We start from the raw sequence: 14,563 nt of genomic DNA on the forward strand, positions 1-14,563 counted from the left end.
GGGTGCGGTCGCGGCGGTGGCGGCTCGACGAAACGCGGGTCTAAAGCGCCGCCACGTCCTCAGCGGTCGGTTCGCGGTCGCCCGGCAGTCGCTCCATGCAGTCGAAACAGAGGAAGTGCTCGGAGCCGTCGACGAGTTCCAGCGTCATTCCACCGGACGAGGAGGTGGGGAAGTTCCAGAGGTCGCCGATGCCGCCGGCGATGCGGACGCCCTTCCCGCAGGCGTCGCACGGTTCGGAGGTCATGGGAGAACCGAGGGCCCGAGGCGGCAAAAGCGACGCGCCGCGACGCCGGGCGCGTAATCGGCCGACACGACCGACCCGCCGGGAGCTTCTTGTCGGCTGGCGTATAACTTTCGTGGCATGCGCGTCGACTGCGAAGGCTGTGCGGGCTGCTGTATCGACTGGCGACCGGTCGCGCCGGTCGCGCTCGACCACGAGCGCCGCGGGCCGCGCGCGCCGCTCGACGACACCTACAACCTCGTCCCGCTGACCCGCGACGAGATTCGGGACTTCGTCGAGGCCGGACTGGGTGACGTCCTCACCCCGCGGCTGTGGGAGGCGTCGCCGGGCGAGGGCGTCGAAATCGACGGCGTCGAAGTCGCCGCAATCGCCGGGAAGCCGGCGTTCTTCGTCGGCATGCGCAAGCCGCCGAAGCCCGTCGCGCCGTTCGGACTGGAGCGGACGTGGCTCCGCGCCTGCGCGTTTCTCGACCCCGAAACCCTCCAGTGCCGCATCCACGACACCGAGTTCTATCCCGACGAGTGCTCCGAGTATCCGGGCCACAACCTCGTCCTCGGACAGGAGACCGAGTGCGAGCGCGTCGAGCGACACCACGGCGGCGAGCGTCTGCTCGACGACGCGCCCCCGGACGACCTCCACGGCCTGCTCCTCGGCCCACACGCCCTCGGCGCGAAGGTGTTCGTCCACCCGGAGCCCGAGCGGTTGGCGGGGACCATCGAGCACCTCAAAACCCGCGACCTGACCCCGGAGGACCGCGCGGAGTTCGTCGGCGTCGCGGTCGGGTCGCACCCCGGGTCGACCGAGGTCGACGACGACCGCGCCTCGCGAGCGCGTGCGAAGACGCTCGAAAGCGAGTCGTGGGCGGGCGAAGCCGTCGCGGCGTGGGACGCGGTCGCCGGTCGTCTCGGGAGCGCGGCCGACGAGGCACCCGACCCCGACGAGGTCGAAGTCGCTCGCGGCGCGCCGGAAACCCCCGGCTGGGACGCGGTTCGCCGCGACGACTGAACCGCGGGTGGCGAGCGACGGGGGCGGACGGACCGCGGTCGGGTCGACGGGCGATACGTTAACATCGTGCGCGGCGTTATCGAACAGCATGAAAGTGCTCGTGACCGGTGCGACCGGGTTCGTCGGCCGGCACCTCGTTCCCCTCCTCCTCGACGCCGGCCACGACGTGGTCGTCTTCGTCCGCGACGCGGCGCGCTACGACGGTCCGCCGGGCGTGGACGTGGTCGAAGGCGACATCTTCGAACCGGCGACGGTCGCCCCCGCGATGGCGGGCGTCGACGCGGCGTACTACCTCATCCACTCGATGCACTCCGGCGGCGACTTCGAGGCGCGCGACCGCCTCGCCGCCCGCAACTTCGTCGACGCCGCCGAGTCCGCCGGAGTCGGACGAATCGTCTACCTCGGCGGTCTCGGCGAGGACCGCGACCAGCTCTCGCCGCACCTTCGGTCGCGCCGCGAGGTCGAACACATCCTCGCGTCGGGGTCGCCCGAACTGACGACCCTCCGGGCGGCCATCATCGTCGGCGCGGGGAGCGCGAGCTTCGAGATGGTGCGCCAACTCGCCAAGCGCCTCCCGGTCATGGTGACGCCGCAGTGGGTCGAAACGCGGTGTCAACCCATCGCCATCACCGACGTTGTCGCCTACCTCGCGGGCGTCCTCGACCACCCCGAGACGACGGGCGAGACCTACGAAATCGGCGGCCCGGACGTGCTCACCTACCGGGAGATGCTCCAGCGCGTCGGCGCGCAGTTGGGCCACGCGCCCCGAATCGTCGCCGTGCCCGTGTTGACGCCGCGGCTCTCGTCGTACTGGATCGGCCTCGTGACCGACGTGGACACGGGCGTCGCCCGACCGCTCATCGAGGGGCTGAAAAACCCCGTCGTCGTCGGCGACGACCGCATCCGCGACATCGTCGAGGTGGACGAGACGCCGTTCGACGCCGCGGTCGAGCGGGCGCTCCGCGAGGAGCGCGAGATTCGGGAGCGAGCCGTCGAACCGACGTCGACAAGCCCGACGTGAGCGGGACTCGAACCGCCCACCCGCGCGCCCTGAGCGCGGCGGCGATTGATATACCGCGGGGCCGTAGGGCCGGGATATGAACGACGCCCCGGAGTACGGCGAGACGTGGGTGTACGAGAGCATCGTCGGCGCGCTCCCGGGCGTGAGAATCGGCGAGGCGGGCGCTATCGCCCTCCAAATCGCCGTCTTCGAGGTCGCCGTGCTCGTCTTCGCGTGGGTGTACGACCTGTGGGCCGCGGCGGTCGCGGGCACCGCGGCCATCGTCGTCGCGGCCGCGGGGAGCGTCGTGATGCTCCGCATGGGCGAGTGGACCCGCGCCGCGAGGGTGCCCGCGCCCTATCGACGCCTGCTTTTCGGGTCGAGCATCGAGGTCGTCCTCGGCGTGCTCGCGTTCGTCGCGCTCGTGACGCACCTGTTCGTCTTCGACCCGCAACAGCCGGGGACGCCGCTCATGACGACGCTGTTCGGCCCCGAACCGCCGGTCGTGGTCGTCTACCTGACGCTGCTCGTCCTCTGGGACCTCTGTTACCGAATCGGCACGTCGTGGTGGGCGGCCGTCGTGGGTCTCTGGGGTGCGGTCCGCTACCGGTTCGACGGCCCGACCGCCGGGACGGTCAGGCGGGTGAACCTCCTGAACGTCGGCTTCGCGGTCGCGCAGATGCTGTTGCTCCCGTTCATCGCCGACCAGCCGGTGCTCCTCTTCGCGGTCGGCGGGCACGTCGTCGCCGTGACCGTCGTGTCGGTGACGGCCGCGGCGCTGACGAGGACGTGAGGTACGCAGGAACAGGAGAGGTTACGGGTCAGTCGTCGGACTTCATCCGCTTGAACTGTTCGAGTAGCGCATCGGTCGAGTCGCCGGAGTCGTACTCGACACTCCCGCGGTAGGTCTTCCGGTCGTCGTCGGTCCCGGGTTCGACCTGGCTCGTCATCCGCTCGCGGCGTTCGTGTTCGGCTTCGTCGTATGCCCCCATTGACATGGTTCGACTTACCATGTGGGTGTGTGCCACATATAGCTATCGGAGAGATTCACAATCGTGATACTCGGCGGAACCGGGGACAGAAGGGGGAGGGCACCGGTGAAAACGGGCCCCGCGGCAGGAAAGGGTAAAAACAATCGCCGAACTACACCGTGTGTGGCACGCCCGCTTCGCTTTCGTTACGCCCCCGGACGCTGGGACGACTCGCGCATCACCCGCGACATCTTCCAGCCGCTCGACGCCAACCTCGGCGCAGAGATGGGTGCACCGTGGTACGCACCGCCCGAGGGGTACGAGGCCCGTCGGTTCGACATGGACAACGGCGACACCGCCCTCTTCGCGTGGACCGACGACCACGCCTACTGGATAGGCAACACCGAGACGCCGAGTTCGCTGTGGCGGACCGACAAGGAGGGCTTCGACGAGGCTCCCTTCGAGGTCTCTCGGTGGGCCCAGCGCGAACTCATCGCCGAGCTGTTCGACCAGTCGCCGTGGCTGAAGCCCTATCCGCACCTCTCGTGGTTCTTCCTCCCGGTGTTCCTCTCGAAGGACGGCCGCGAGACGACCCGCGAGTTCTTCTACGACCACGCGGCGGGCTTCCCGGACGCGACCCGCGAGGAGGCCCTGGAGTTCTACGAGTCGTTCTTCGCCACGGGCGTCCTCGACGAGTACCGCGAGGTCATGGCCGGAAAGCTCGGCACCTCGGAGTACTTCGACCCGATACGGATGGCCGCGGCGATGGGCGAGTTCGACGTGGCGTACCTCCTCGACGACGCGGGGTACGACATCACGCCCGAAATCGCCGTGACGACCGGTCACTCCATCGACTTCCGCGCGGAGAACACCCCCGCGGGCGGCGCGCTCATCGAGGTGACGCGGCCGCTCCCGCCGAACCGGCGCTCCGTGAGCAACCCAATCGCCGCGATTCGCGACACGGCACAGACCAAGACCAACGGCGAGGGCCAACTCGCCGAACACGGCGGCGGCGTGACGCTGTTCGTCGACTGCTCGTCGTTCCCCGACGACGACTGGTCCGCCATCATGGGCGAGAAGCCCGACGTGCGGCACCGACCCGCGGTGGTCTTCCGGCTCCGCCCGTCGGGACAGGTCGAAGGCTACTCGAAGGGGTCGGTCCCGGTGGACCTGCCGTGGCTCGCTGACTGACGTTCGTTCTGACCGGTCGTGGACCGAGCCCATCGCGGGCGCGCGGTCGAGTACGCCGAATCCGAATCCGACCCCGAGCCGACGGCTCGCGGGTCGCAGTCAGAAAGGAAAAAATCGAGACGGGACGAGAGCCGGCCTCAGAACGAGACCATCTCGGGCCCGTTCTCACCGAGCGGGGACGGGTCGCGGTCGCTGTAGTATCGACGACCGATTGCCTCGTGGCCGACGCCGGTGAAGAGGGCGTCCCGCACGTCCTGCGGGCACGTGTACGTCTCGTCGCCGAGACGGGCCAGGATCTGTGCGACGGTCTCCTGACCGTTCTGGAGCTCGATTACTTCGTCGCCGTGGCGTTGGGCGAAGTCGGTCGAGCTAATCGGGTATTCGTGGCGATCGATGGCGTCGCCGAGTCCGTTCAGGCGCATTACACCCACAGCTGTGTCGTCATCATTCTTAATGATTTTCCATGTATTTGATTAGTGCCCTTGCAGTCCTTAATCGTCCTTAATGATATACTGGGCGCAACGTTTGTCTCTCCCTCGCCCCGACCACGTGGCATGGACGACAGCCCGCCGGTCGCGGACCTCCATCTCCACACGACCGCCTCGGACGGCCGGCTCACTATCGACGCGCTTCCCGACGCGGCCCGCGCGGGCGGGGTCGAGGTGGTGGCCGTGACGGACCACGACCGCTACCACCCGGACCTCGACGCCCCGGTTACCGAACGCGACGGCGTGACTATCGTTCGGGGCATCGAGCTGCGCGTCGACGCGGGTGACCGTCGGGTCGACCTCCTCGGCTACGGGCTCAGGGAGCGACCCGCCCTCGTCGAGACGGTCGAGCGCCTCCAGCGAAACCGCGTGGAGCGCGCCCGCGAAATCGTCGCGGCGGTCGAAGCCGAGACCGGAGTCCGCCTCGACATCGACATCCACGACGGAGTCGGTCGGCCGCACGTCGCCCGCGCTATCGACGCCAGCGACGCTCCCTACGACTACCAAGGTGCGTTCGACGAACTCATCGGCGCGGACGGTCCCTGTTACGTCCCGCGCGAACTCCCGACGTTCGACGACGGCGTGGCGGCCCTCCGAGACGCCTGCGACGTGGTCGGCCTCGCGCACCCGTTCCGCTACCGCGACCCGGCGGGCGCGCTCGAACTCTGTGCCGACCTCGACGCCGTCGAACGCTACTACCCCTACGGCTTCGCGGTCGACCGCGCCCTCGTTGACGAGGCCATCGAACGCTACGACCTGCTCGCCACGGGCGGGAGCGACGCCCACGACGAAACCCTCGGCCGCGCCGGGCCGCCGGAGGCGGACTTCGCCCGATTCGCCGCCGCGGTAGACGGCCTCTAACCGTGTTAGTCCGTGAATAACGCCGAACGTGCCGTGGGGCGTAGAGTTAAATCCTATCGGAACTGAAGGGGGGATATGCAGTGTCACTACTGCGACCGTGAGGCCGCATACGCCGCGGAGAAGGACCACATTAAGGTCGGTCTCTGCGAGCGACACTTCCGCAAGCGGGTCGAGGAACTCGCCGAATCCGAGGAACTCGCCGCCCTAAAGGAAAAACTCGACATTAATCGAACAAAGTAGCGGCCGGTCAGCAGGTGTCCCTCCACTAACGCCTTCCTACCCCGCGACGCCGGGCGTTGCCCGCGCCGGAGAGACCGTCACGCGAGGACCTGTCCGCCGAACACGTACAGCGCCGCGAGCGCGCTCTCGAACGCGACGGTTCCGGTTGCCGAGAGGACGACGAACCGCTTCGTCGACATACCCGAGAGACCGGCCGGAACGGTGAGCATCCCGCGCGTGAACAGCATCGCGTTGCTCAGCGGGACGACGACCGACCCCCAGCGGTCGAACCAGCCGTCGAACCGGTCGAGCGAGTCCTCGCCGACGCGGAACCACGACCGCGAGAGGAGGTACTCGCGGCCGCCCCGCTTGGCGACCGAGAACAGCGCGACCTGACCGACCGTCGCGCCGAGAACGGCGACGGCGAGAATCGGGACCAACAGCCGTTCCCCGACCAGCACCAGCGCCCCGGGCACGAGGAGTTCGCTCGGCGCGACGTAGAGGAGCATCGCACCCTCCAGCACGAACACGAAAAAGAGGGCGACGAGAGCGAGGTCGGAAGCGAGGAGCTCCCGAAGGACGTCCGTGAGTTGGGCGGTGAAGGCGCTCATGTCGTGTGCGCGGTTCGAGCGATACCGTGTTCATTATGGGTTGGATAACCCGGCGCGAAGCGACGGGAGCGACGGCATTTTGCCGCCGCCAGCCGAACTCGGCGTATGGAGTTCACCGACCGTCCCCGCAGGCTTCGAACCGACGGGATTCGCCCGCTCGTCTCGGAGACGACCCTCGACGCGACGGACCTCGTCGCGCCAGTCTTCGTGGACGCGACGACCGACGAGCGCGTCCCCATCGAGTCCATGCCGGGACACGAGCGCGTACCGGTCGACGAGGCCGCCGACCGCGTCGCCGAGGTCCGCGAGGCGGGCGTCGAGGCCGTCATCGTCTTCGGCATCCCCGAGTCGAAAGACGCCGAGGGGTCGCGCGCGTACGCGAGAGACGGAGTCGTACAGGAGGCAGTCCGAGCCATCACCGCCGAGACCGACGCCTACGTCATCACCGACGTGTGTCTCTGCGAGTACACCGACCACGGCCACTGCGGAGTGCTGGAGGACCACGCCGAGGACGACCCGACGCTGACGGTCGAAAACGGGCCGACACTCGACCTGCTCGCGGAGACGGCCGTCTCCCACGCCGAAGCGGGCGCTGACATGGTCGCCCCCTCGGCCTCGATGGACGGGATGGTCGGCGCGATTCGCGCCGCCCTCGACGACGCCGGCCGCGACGAGGTGCCCATCATGTCCTACGCCGCCAAGTACGAGAGCGCCTTCTACGGACCCTTCCGCGACGCGGCCGACGGCGCGCCGGCCTTCGGCGACCGCCGGCACTACCAGATGGACCCCGCGAACGCCCGCGAGGCGCTGCGCGAGGTCGCGCTCGACGTGGAACAGGGCGCTGACGTGCTGATGGTCAAACCGGGCCTGCCGTATCTCGACATCGTCCGCGCCATCCGCGAGGGCTACGACCACCCGGTCGCCGCCTACAACGTCTCCGGCGAGTACGCGATGCTCCACGCCGCCGCCGAGAAGGGCTGGTTGGACCTCGACGGGGTCGCTCACGAGTCGCTCCTGTCGATGAAGCGGGCGGGCGCGGACCTCATCATCACGTACTTCGCAGAGCGCGTGGCGCGGCAGCTCGACTGAGGCGTCGGCGACCGAGTCGAGCGCCCCGAACCCGCCAATTCGAACTCCGAACTACGTGACACGATACCGCGGTGCGCACGGCCAAAACACACTTGTCAGGCAACATTTTCCTGAACGTTCGTCCACAGAAGTTCCGAGAATCTCAAAATCCTTGGACGATATACAACCTTATATGCGTAATATTCTAGCCTATTTTGTGCAGTTGTGGTATTACACCCCACTAAATTTGACAAAATCAACCCCACACTTTATGTACTAACTCACCATGAAGCCGAACCGTGATGAAGCACCAGAATCCACACGGATACGGAGCAAAAGTAGCTGAACGGTCACTCGTGGCCGCATGGGGTGGGCAGTCGTGATTCCACTGCAGGTCGACCCGAGCGTTATCGCACAGGGGGTCAACTACGTCTGGATCCTCGTCGTCTCGTTCCTCATCTTCTTCATGCAGCCGGGCTTCGCGCTCTTAGAGGCAGGGCAGGTACGCGCGAAGAACGTGGGCAACGTACTGATGAAGAACATGACCGACTGGGCGCTCGGCGTGCTCGTCTACTTCCTCGTCGGCGCGGGGGTCGCGACAATCGTCGGCGGCCTCACGTCGCCCGGCGGCTTCGACGTCGCCGCCGCGTTCTCGTACATCGGCGACTCCGGCGCGTGGATTGACTGGCTCTTCGGGGCCGTCTTCGCCATGACCGCCGCCACCATCGTCTCCGGCGCGGTCGCAGAACGCATGGACTTCCGCGCGTACATCGTCTTCGCGGCCACCATCACCGGGTTCATCTACCCCGTCGTGCAGGGCATGACGTGGTCCGGTGGCCTCCTCTCGGGGAGCGGTTACATCGGTGCCGCCCTCGGCGTCGGCTACCTCGACTTCGCCGGTGCGACCGTCGTCCACATGTGCGGCGGCATCGCCGGCCTCGTCGGCGCGAAGATGGTCGGCCCGCGTAAGGGCCGCTTCGACGCCAACGGCGACAGCCAGCCCATCCCGGGCCACTCGATGCTGCTCGCCGTCCTCGGCACGCTCATCCTCGCGTTCGGCTGGTACGGCTTCAACGTCGGCACGCAGGCGACGGTCCTCGCGACCACCGAAAGCGGCGGTCTGGAGTTCATGGGTGCCGCGCTCGGTCGCGTCGCCCTCGTGACGACCCTCGGCATGGGCGCCGGCGCGGTCGCCGCGATGATCGTCTCGACGAGCTACCAGGGCAAGCCCGACCCCCTCTGGATGGCCAACGGCCTGCTCGCCGGTCTCGTCGCAGTCACCGGCGCCGTCCCCCACGTCACGTGGTGGGGCGGCCTCATCCTCGGCGCGCTCGGCGGCGCAATCGTCCTGCCGGCGTACCGCTGGACCGTCGACTCGCTCAAAATCGACGACGTGTGTGGCGTCTTCGCCGTCCACGGCGTCGCGGGCGCGGTCGGCACGGCACTCATTCCCGTCTTCGCGGTGAGCGGCTTCTCCGGCACGCAGCTCGTGATGCAGGTCATCGGCGTGGTCGTCATCGCCGCGTGGACCATCCTCGCCTCGGCGGTCGTCTTCGCCATCGCGGACGCCGCCTTCGGCCTCCGCGTCTCGGAAGAAGAGGAAGTCGAAGGCCTCGACGTCGGCGAACACGGCGTCTCGGTCTACCCCGAATTCGTCGGCGACGCCGGTCCCGACGGCGCGCTCGGCTCGCCCACGGCGACCGACGGCGGCAGCAACGTGCGCACCGACGGCGGCGTCGAGGAAGACGAAGCTGTCGAAGCCAACGGAGGTGACAGCCAATGAGCGACGAAGAACAGGGAATCAAGATGGTGATGGCCATCATCCGCCCCGACAAGCTCTCCGACGTGAAGACCGCGCTCGCCGAGGCGGGCGCGCCGTCGCTGACCGTCACCAACGTCTCCGGCCGCGGCTCTCAGCCCGCGAAGAAGGGCCAGTGGCGCGGCGAGGAGTACACCGTCGACCTCCACCAGAAGGTCAAAGTCGAGTGCGTCGTCGCCGATATTCCCGTCGACGACGTGGTCGAGGCCATCGCTGAGTCCGCCCACACGGGCGAGAAAGGCGACGGAAAGGTGTTCGTCCTCCCCGTCGAGAGCGCCGTCCAAGTCCGCACCGGCAAGGAGGGCAACCCGGCAGTCTGAGCGCGCACCTGCGACCGAAACCGGCTCGACGTCTCTGTTTGCCACTCCCGCCGCGGCCCGCGTGAGTGCGCACCCGACTGGGGTTCGATGAACGCCCCGAACTATTCCTATTACTAATCCTACACTACGTTCGTAGGGTTACGTGGCAACATTTGTTTACTGAGTGCTAGCCTTACGTCCTTATACAACACATACTTCATCCTATATCGGACATACGTCTCTCAGAACGCCTTTTTGTGGGCATTTGTCAACGCGAACCGTTATATGATCGTCTGTAGATAGCCTCTCTCATGGTTCGCGAGACATTCGGTCGCGAATCGAGCACCAATATGAACGACTGTCCAACTTCACAGCTCGAACTGTTCGCCGGAGGCATCGTATGTTGACACCCCTGCAGGCCGACCTCGCTTCGGTCGTCGAGGGCGTGAACCTCGTGTGGGTCCTCACGGTCACGTTCCTCATCTTCTTCATGCACGCCGGCTTCGCCATGCTCGAAGCCGGGCAGGTCCGCGCGAAGAACGTCGCCAACCAACTGACCAAGAACCTGCTGACGTGGAGTATCGGCGTCATCGTGTTCTTCCTGCTCGGCGCGGCGGTGTCGTCCATCGTCGCCGCCCTCACCAGCGGCTCCGCGCTGGACATCACCGGCGCGTTCATGAGCCTCTACGCGCCCGACGCCTCGGCGACGACGGCGTGGGTCGACTGGCTGTTCGGAGCCGTCTTCGCCATGACCGCCGCCACCATCGTCTCCGGTGCCGTGGCGGGCCGCGCCCGGCTCCGCGCGTACCTCACGTACACCATCCTCATCGCGGGCGTCATCTACCCCGTCGTCGTCGGCTTCACCTGGGGCGGCGGCTTCCTCGACGCCCTCGGCTTCCACGACTTCGCGGGCGGCATGATCGTCCACGGCATGGGCGGCATCGCCGGCCTCACCGCGGCGTGGATTATCGGCCCGCGCATGAACCGCTTCAAGCCCGACGGCACGGCGAACGTCATCCCCGGACACTCCATCACGTTCGCCGTCCTCGGCACGCTCATCCTCGCGTTCGGCTGGTACGGCTTCAACGTCGGCACCGCCGCCGCACCCCTCGCGTACGCCGACGGCGCGGTCACGCTCGGCTCGTTCGCCTTCGTTGGCCGCGTCGCCCTCGTGACGACCCTCGGCATGGCCGCCGGCGCAATCGGCGCTGGCGGCGTCGCCATGTACAAGACCGGTAAGGTCGACACGCTCTACGTCGCAAACGGCCTCCTCGCCGGACTCGTCGGCGTCACCGCCATCGCGGACGACATCGTCTGGCCGGGCGCGCTTGTCGTCGGCCTCCTCGCCGGCGCACAGCTCCCGGTCGTCTTCGAGTTCGTCGAAAAGCGCCTCCGCATCGACGACGTGTGCGCGGTCTTCCCCGTTCACGGTTCCGCGGGCATCCTCGGTGCGCTCCTCTACCCCGTATTCGCCGTCCCGCTGTGGCACGACGGCGCGTCCTTCGTCTCGCTCGCCGTCCCGCAGGTCGTCGGCGTGGTCGTCATCGCCGTCTGGACGTTCGCTGCGACCGCGCTCGTCTTCGGCGGCTTCCGCGCCGTCGGACAGGTCCGCGTCTCCTCGGACCACGAGCGCGAGGGACTCGACACGGCCGAACACGGCGTCGACACCTACCCCGAGTTCGGGTCGCCCGACGCCGACACCGGCATCCGCACCGACGGCTCCGGCGTCCCGAGCGGGGATGGATTCATGACGACGGGCCGGGAGGACTGAGTCATGAGTGATTCCGACCTTCCGAACGACGGCGACATCAAGCTCGTCATGGCCGTCATCCGCCCCGACAAGCTCTCCGACGTGAAGACCGCGCTCGCCGAAATCGGCGCGCCGTCGCTGACCGTCACCAACGTCTCCGGCCGCGGCTCTCAGCCCGCGAAAAAGAGCCAGTGGCGCGGCGAGGAGTACACCGTCGACCTCCACCAGAAGGTCAAAGTCGAGTGCGTCGTCGCCGACATCCCGGCCGACGACGTGGTCGACGCCATCGCCGACGCCGCCCACACGGGCGAGAAAGGCGACGGGAAGGTGTTCACCTTCCCCGTCGAGAGCGCCGTCCAAGTCCGCACCGGCAAGACCGGACGCGACGCGGTCTGAGCCGCTCGTTCTCTGTCGGCGGTTCTCGTACCGTCCCCTCGCCCGTCGCTCCGACCGGCGACGGGGTTATATCGGTTCGGTCGAACGTACCGGTGGCCCCTCGCGGGGCGAGAGCCGAACCCACGCGAAACCGTTTTTCCGCTCCGCACCGAGCGTCGTGACGATGAGCGGTGGCTCCACGTGGTGACTGTCGCGGTCCTCGGCGGACTCGCCGTCGCGCTGTTCGGAATGGCAGTCGCCGGACTGCTCTCCGACCGGTACCTCTCCGAACCCGACGACCTCCGCGCCGACCTCCTCGTCAGCGACGCGAACAAGTGGGCCGTCTTCGCCCTCCTGTGCGGCTACGTCCTCGTCGTCGAGGGGCGACCGCTGTCCTCGATGACCGGCCGCTCGCTGGACCCCCTCGCGTTCGTCGCGGTGGTCGGCGGCGGCGTCTTCCTCCTGTTCGCCGCGAACGCGGTGACGACGCCCGTCTTCGACCGACTCGGCGTGGGCGGCCTCGACGAGGGGATGACCGGACTGGCCTCGCTGTCGGTCAGACACCGACTCTTCGTGGCCGGGACCGCCGGCGTCACGGAGCAGGTGCTGTTCCACGGCTACGCCGTCGAGCGACTCCTCGAACTCACCGGGAGCCCGCTTCTCGCGGGCGGCGTCTCGTTCGCCGCGTTCACCGCGAGCCACGCCGTCGGCTGGGAGCGCGGCGCGGTCGCCAGAATCGCCGTCCCCGCGCTCCTGACGACGATTATGTACCTCCTCGTGCGCGACGTGGTCGCGCTCGCCTGCATCCACGCGCTCAACGACGCGGTCGGACTCCTCTTGGCCGGGTCGGTCGAGGACGCCGGCGACGCCGACGGCGCTGACGCCGCCGCCGACGGGACGGCGCGGTAGGTCTCGGTAGGTCGCCGCAGTCCCGACGCCGGACAGTTCATGCCGGCCGTGTCGTCTACTGGTTCGTCGGTGGCAGGTGCGGCCGACCCAGTAAGGTCTTTCCCGCGAGCGGTCGAACCGGCGCGCATGAACCACGACGAGTCAAGGGCGCTGTACGACCGCGCGCTGTCCGTGCTCGCGGGCGGCGTGAACTCCTCGGTCCGGGCGACGCAACCGTACCCGTTCTTCGTCGAGCGCGGCGACGGCGCGCACGTCATCGACGCCGACGGGAACCGCTACGTCGACTACGTGCTTGGCTACGGGCCGCTCCTCTACGGCCACGACGCCCCCGAACCCGTCCAGTCGGCGGTCCAGAAGCACGCCGCGGCCGGGCCGATGTACGGCGCGCCGACCGAAATCGAGGTCGAACACGCCGAGTTCGTCGCGCGACACGTCCCCTCCGTCGAGATGCTGCGGTTCGTCAACTCCGGCACGGAGGCGACCGTCTCGGCGGTCCGCCTCGCCCGCGGCGTCACCGGCCGCGACAAAATCGTCGTCATGCAGGGCGGCTACCACGGCGCACAGGAGTCCACGCTCGTCGAGGGCGGCCCCGGGAACGCGAAGCCCTCGACCCCCGGCATCCCCTCCTCGTTCGCCGAGCACACCATCCCCGTCCCGTTCAACGACGAGGAGACGGTCCGCGAGGTGTTCGAGGAACACGGCGAGGACATCGCGGCGGTGCTGACAGAACCGATTCTGGCGAACACGGGCATCGTCCACCCGGTTGACGGCTACCTCGAAGCCCTCCGCGACGTGACCGAAGAACACGGCGCGCTCCTCATCTTCGACGAGGTCATCACCGGCTTCCGCGTCGGCGGCCTCCAGTGCGCCCAGGGCAAGTTCGGCGTCACGCCCGACCTCACGACGTTCGGAAAGATTATCGGCGGCGGCTTCCCCGTCGGCGCGGTCGGCGGGAAGGCCGAGCTCGTCGAGCAGTTCACCCCCGGCGGCGACGTGTTCCAGTCGGGCACCTTCTCGGGCCACCCGGTCACGATGGCCGCGGGCCACGAGTACCTGAAGTACGCCGCCGAAAACGACGTGTACGGACACGTCGACCGCCTCGGCGAGAAGCTTCGGTCGGGCATCACGGACATCCTCGAAGACCAGGCACCCGAGTACACCGTCGTCGGCACGGACTCGATGTTCAAGACGGTGTTCACGCGCCACGGGACGGCCGAGCGCGCCGACGCCTGCGCCGACGGCTGTGCGCAGGTCGAATCGTGTCCCAACTACGACGCCTGCCCGAAGACCGGCGCGGACGTGTCGAAGGCGGAGACCGACCGCTGGGAGCGCGTCTTCTGGCAGGAGATGAAAGACCAGGGCGTGTTCCTCACGGCGAACCAGTTCGAATCGCAGTTCGTCTCCTACGCCCACACCGACGAGGACATCGAGGAGACGCTGGAAGCGTACAAGCGAGCGCTGTAGGCGCGTCCCGACCTGCGACCTCGACGAATTTTTTACGACGCTATCGCCCGAGAGAGCCCGAGGTACGCCGGGAGTCCGAAGACGGCGGCCAGTCCGACGGTGAGGAAAAGCGGGACGACCCCCGTCGGGTCCGGCGCGAAGATGAATCCGAGCGGGAGCGCGACGACGAACGCGACGCCGAAGGTGAGCGCGAGACGGAGGGGCCTGTTCACGTCGGAGGCGTCGCCGCGAAGGCGGATAACTGTTCGGCACTTCGACACGAACGCGAGTCGGCCGTGCGAACGAGGGTCGC

The 14,563-nt window shown here is 68.0% G+C and carries 18 protein-coding genes; 13 read left to right on the top strand and 5 right to left on the bottom strand.

The features are described from left to right. Nucleotides 1-40: 40 nt before the first annotated feature. Nucleotides 41-244 (bottom strand): hypothetical protein, encoded by a 204-nt coding sequence (locus DEQ92_RS08230; protein ID WP_004045177.1) that lies wholly within the window; start codon nt 242-244, stop codon nt 41-43. A gap of 117 nt (nt 245-361) precedes the next feature. On the opposite strand from DEQ92_RS08230, the gene DEQ92_RS08235 reads away from it, so the two are divergent. From DEQ92_RS08235 to DEQ92_RS08245, 3 genes are all read left to right on the top strand, one after another. After that, nucleotides 362-1,246 carry a YkgJ family cysteine cluster protein gene (locus tag DEQ92_RS08235; RefSeq protein WP_115804384.1) on the top strand — a complete coding sequence of 295 codons (885 nt, stop codon included), beginning with the start codon at nt 362-364 and terminating at the stop codon, nt 1,244-1,246. A gap of 88 nt (nt 1,247-1,334) precedes the next feature. Further along, a complete protein-coding gene (locus tag DEQ92_RS08240) occupies nt 1,335-2,267 on the top strand; it encodes an NAD(P)H-binding protein (RefSeq protein WP_115804383.1) in 933 nt (310 codons plus the stop codon). Between the two features lie 76 nt (nt 2,268-2,343). Continuing rightward, nucleotides 2,344-3,039, top strand: a complete 696-nt coding sequence (locus DEQ92_RS08245) for a hypothetical protein (protein ID WP_004973951.1) — start codon at nt 2,344-2,346, stop codon at nt 3,037-3,039. A gap of 28 nt (nt 3,040-3,067) precedes the next feature. Here DEQ92_RS08245 and DEQ92_RS23830 read toward each other — a convergent pair whose 3' ends face one another. Then, nucleotides 3,068-3,244, bottom strand: coding sequence for a DUF5786 family protein (locus DEQ92_RS23830; protein WP_004968847.1), 177 nt, complete (start codon nt 3,242-3,244; stop codon nt 3,068-3,070). A gap of 156 nt (nt 3,245-3,400) precedes the next feature. Between DEQ92_RS23830 and DEQ92_RS08250 the strand changes: the two genes are divergently transcribed. Further along, nucleotides 3,401-4,408 carry a DUF5784 family protein gene (locus DEQ92_RS08250; RefSeq protein ID WP_004973952.1) on the top strand — a complete coding sequence of 336 codons (1,008 nt, stop codon included), beginning with the start codon at nt 3,401-3,403 and terminating at the stop codon, nt 4,406-4,408. A 137-nt stretch (nt 4,409-4,545) separates the two neighbouring features. Here the strand turns inward: DEQ92_RS08250 and DEQ92_RS08255 are convergent, their stop codons facing one another. Next, nucleotides 4,546-4,830 carry a hypothetical protein gene (locus tag DEQ92_RS08255; protein WP_004973953.1) on the bottom strand — a complete coding sequence of 95 codons (285 nt, stop codon included), beginning with the start codon at nt 4,828-4,830 and terminating at the stop codon, nt 4,546-4,548. A gap of 132 nt (nt 4,831-4,962) precedes the next feature. On the opposite strand from DEQ92_RS08255, the gene DEQ92_RS08260 reads away from it, so the two are divergent. Both DEQ92_RS08260 and DEQ92_RS23835 read left to right on the top strand, forming a co-directional pair. Next, a complete protein-coding gene (locus tag DEQ92_RS08260) occupies nt 4,963-5,757 on the top strand; it encodes a PHP domain-containing protein (protein WP_050458440.1) in 795 nt (264 codons plus the stop codon). A 75-nt stretch (nt 5,758-5,832) separates the two neighbouring features. Further along, on the top strand, nt 5,833-5,997 hold the full coding sequence (locus DEQ92_RS23835) for a DUF6757 family protein (RefSeq protein WP_004045157.1): 165 nt from the start codon (nt 5,833-5,835) through the stop codon (nt 5,995-5,997). Nucleotides 5,998-6,074: 77 nt separating this feature from the next. On the opposite strand, the gene DEQ92_RS08265 is transcribed toward DEQ92_RS23835, so the two are convergent. Further along, nucleotides 6,075-6,587, bottom strand: a complete 513-nt coding sequence (locus DEQ92_RS08265; RefSeq protein WP_115820646.1) for a DedA family protein — start codon at nt 6,585-6,587, stop codon at nt 6,075-6,077. Between the two features lie 105 nt (nt 6,588-6,692). On the opposite strand from DEQ92_RS08265, the gene hemB reads away from it, so the two are divergent. From hemB to DEQ92_RS08300, 7 genes are all read left to right on the top strand, one after another. After that, nucleotides 6,693-7,676 carry a porphobilinogen synthase gene (gene hemB, locus DEQ92_RS08270; protein WP_008091086.1) on the top strand — a complete coding sequence of 328 codons (984 nt, stop codon included), beginning with the start codon at nt 6,693-6,695 and terminating at the stop codon, nt 7,674-7,676. 343 nt (nt 7,677-8,019) lie between these two features. After that, the gene (locus tag DEQ92_RS08275) at nt 8,020-9,438 is read left to right on the top strand and encodes an ammonium transporter (protein WP_004973957.1); all 1,419 of its coding nucleotides are present in this window, start codon (nt 8,020-8,022) and stop codon (nt 9,436-9,438) included. Beyond that, nucleotides 9,435-9,794 carry a P-II family nitrogen regulator gene (locus DEQ92_RS08280; RefSeq protein ID WP_004973958.1) on the top strand — a complete coding sequence of 120 codons (360 nt, stop codon included), beginning with the start codon at nt 9,435-9,437 and terminating at the stop codon, nt 9,792-9,794. The genes DEQ92_RS08275 and DEQ92_RS08280 overlap by 4 nt, the downstream gene beginning before the upstream one ends. Before the next feature lie 379 nt (nt 9,795-10,173). Beyond that, on the top strand, nt 10,174-11,544 hold the full coding sequence (locus tag DEQ92_RS08285; RefSeq protein ID WP_115820647.1) for an ammonium transporter: 1,371 nt from the start codon (nt 10,174-10,176) through the stop codon (nt 11,542-11,544). A gap of 3 nt (nt 11,545-11,547) precedes the next feature. Next, on the top strand, nt 11,548-11,919 hold the full coding sequence (locus tag DEQ92_RS08290) for a P-II family nitrogen regulator (protein WP_004973960.1): 372 nt from the start codon (nt 11,548-11,550) through the stop codon (nt 11,917-11,919). Nucleotides 11,920-12,099: 180 nt separating this feature from the next. Further along, nucleotides 12,100-12,807 (top strand): type II CAAX prenyl endopeptidase Rce1 family protein, encoded by a 708-nt coding sequence (locus tag DEQ92_RS08295; protein ID WP_115820648.1) that lies wholly within the window; start codon nt 12,100-12,102, stop codon nt 12,805-12,807. A gap of 126 nt (nt 12,808-12,933) precedes the next feature. Next, nucleotides 12,934-14,271 (top strand): glutamate-1-semialdehyde 2,1-aminomutase, encoded by a 1,338-nt coding sequence (locus tag DEQ92_RS08300; protein ID WP_050458438.1) that lies wholly within the window; start codon nt 12,934-12,936, stop codon nt 14,269-14,271. A gap of 32 nt (nt 14,272-14,303) precedes the next feature. Here the strand turns inward: DEQ92_RS08300 and DEQ92_RS08305 are convergent, their stop codons facing one another. Then, nucleotides 14,304-14,483 (bottom strand): hypothetical protein, encoded by a 180-nt coding sequence (locus tag DEQ92_RS08305; RefSeq protein WP_231608290.1) that lies wholly within the window; start codon nt 14,481-14,483, stop codon nt 14,304-14,306. Nucleotides 14,484-14,563 lie beyond the last annotated feature (80 nt).

The organism is Haloferax sp. Atlit-6N (assembly GCF_003383195.1).
Taxonomy (GTDB): domain Archaea; phylum Halobacteriota; class Halobacteria; order Halobacteriales; family Haloferacaceae; genus Haloferax; species Haloferax gibbonsii.

What these genes read in the sequence shown, in the direction of transcription:
- DEQ92_RS08230 (WP_004045177.1), bottom strand. Translation starts at nt 244, where the DNA reads ATGACCTCCGAACCGTGCGACGCCTGCGGGAAGGGCGTCCGCATCGCC.
- DEQ92_RS08235 (WP_115804384.1), top strand. Translation starts at nt 362, where the DNA reads ATGCGCGTCGACTGCGAAGGCTGTGCGGGCTGCTGTATCGACTGGCGA.
- DEQ92_RS08240 (WP_115804383.1), top strand. Translation starts at nt 1,335, where the DNA reads ATGAAAGTGCTCGTGACCGGTGCGACCGGGTTCGTCGGCCGGCACCTC.
- DEQ92_RS08245 (WP_004973951.1), top strand. Translation starts at nt 2,344, where the DNA reads ATGAACGACGCCCCGGAGTACGGCGAGACGTGGGTGTACGAGAGCATC.
- DEQ92_RS23830 (WP_004968847.1), bottom strand. Translation starts at nt 3,244, where the DNA reads ATGTCAATGGGGGCATACGACGAAGCCGAACACGAACGCCGCGAGCGG.
- DEQ92_RS08255 (WP_004973953.1), bottom strand. Translation starts at nt 4,830, where the DNA reads ATGCGCCTGAACGGACTCGGCGACGCCATCGATCGCCACGAATACCCG.
- DEQ92_RS08260 (WP_050458440.1), top strand. Translation starts at nt 4,963, where the DNA reads ATGGACGACAGCCCGCCGGTCGCGGACCTCCATCTCCACACGACCGCC.
- DEQ92_RS23835 (WP_004045157.1), top strand. Translation starts at nt 5,833, where the DNA reads ATGCAGTGTCACTACTGCGACCGTGAGGCCGCATACGCCGCGGAGAAG.
- DEQ92_RS08265 (WP_115820646.1), bottom strand. Translation starts at nt 6,587, where the DNA reads ATGAGCGCCTTCACCGCCCAACTCACGGACGTCCTTCGGGAGCTCCTC.
- hemB (WP_008091086.1), top strand. Translation starts at nt 6,693, where the DNA reads ATGGAGTTCACCGACCGTCCCCGCAGGCTTCGAACCGACGGGATTCGC.
- DEQ92_RS08275 (WP_004973957.1), top strand. Translation starts at nt 8,020, where the DNA reads ATGGGGTGGGCAGTCGTGATTCCACTGCAGGTCGACCCGAGCGTTATC.
- DEQ92_RS08280 (WP_004973958.1), top strand. Translation starts at nt 9,435, where the DNA reads ATGAGCGACGAAGAACAGGGAATCAAGATGGTGATGGCCATCATCCGC.
- DEQ92_RS08285 (WP_115820647.1), top strand. Translation starts at nt 10,174, where the DNA reads ATGTTGACACCCCTGCAGGCCGACCTCGCTTCGGTCGTCGAGGGCGTG.
- DEQ92_RS08290 (WP_004973960.1), top strand. Translation starts at nt 11,548, where the DNA reads ATGAGTGATTCCGACCTTCCGAACGACGGCGACATCAAGCTCGTCATG.
- DEQ92_RS08300 (WP_050458438.1), top strand. Translation starts at nt 12,934, where the DNA reads ATGAACCACGACGAGTCAAGGGCGCTGTACGACCGCGCGCTGTCCGTG.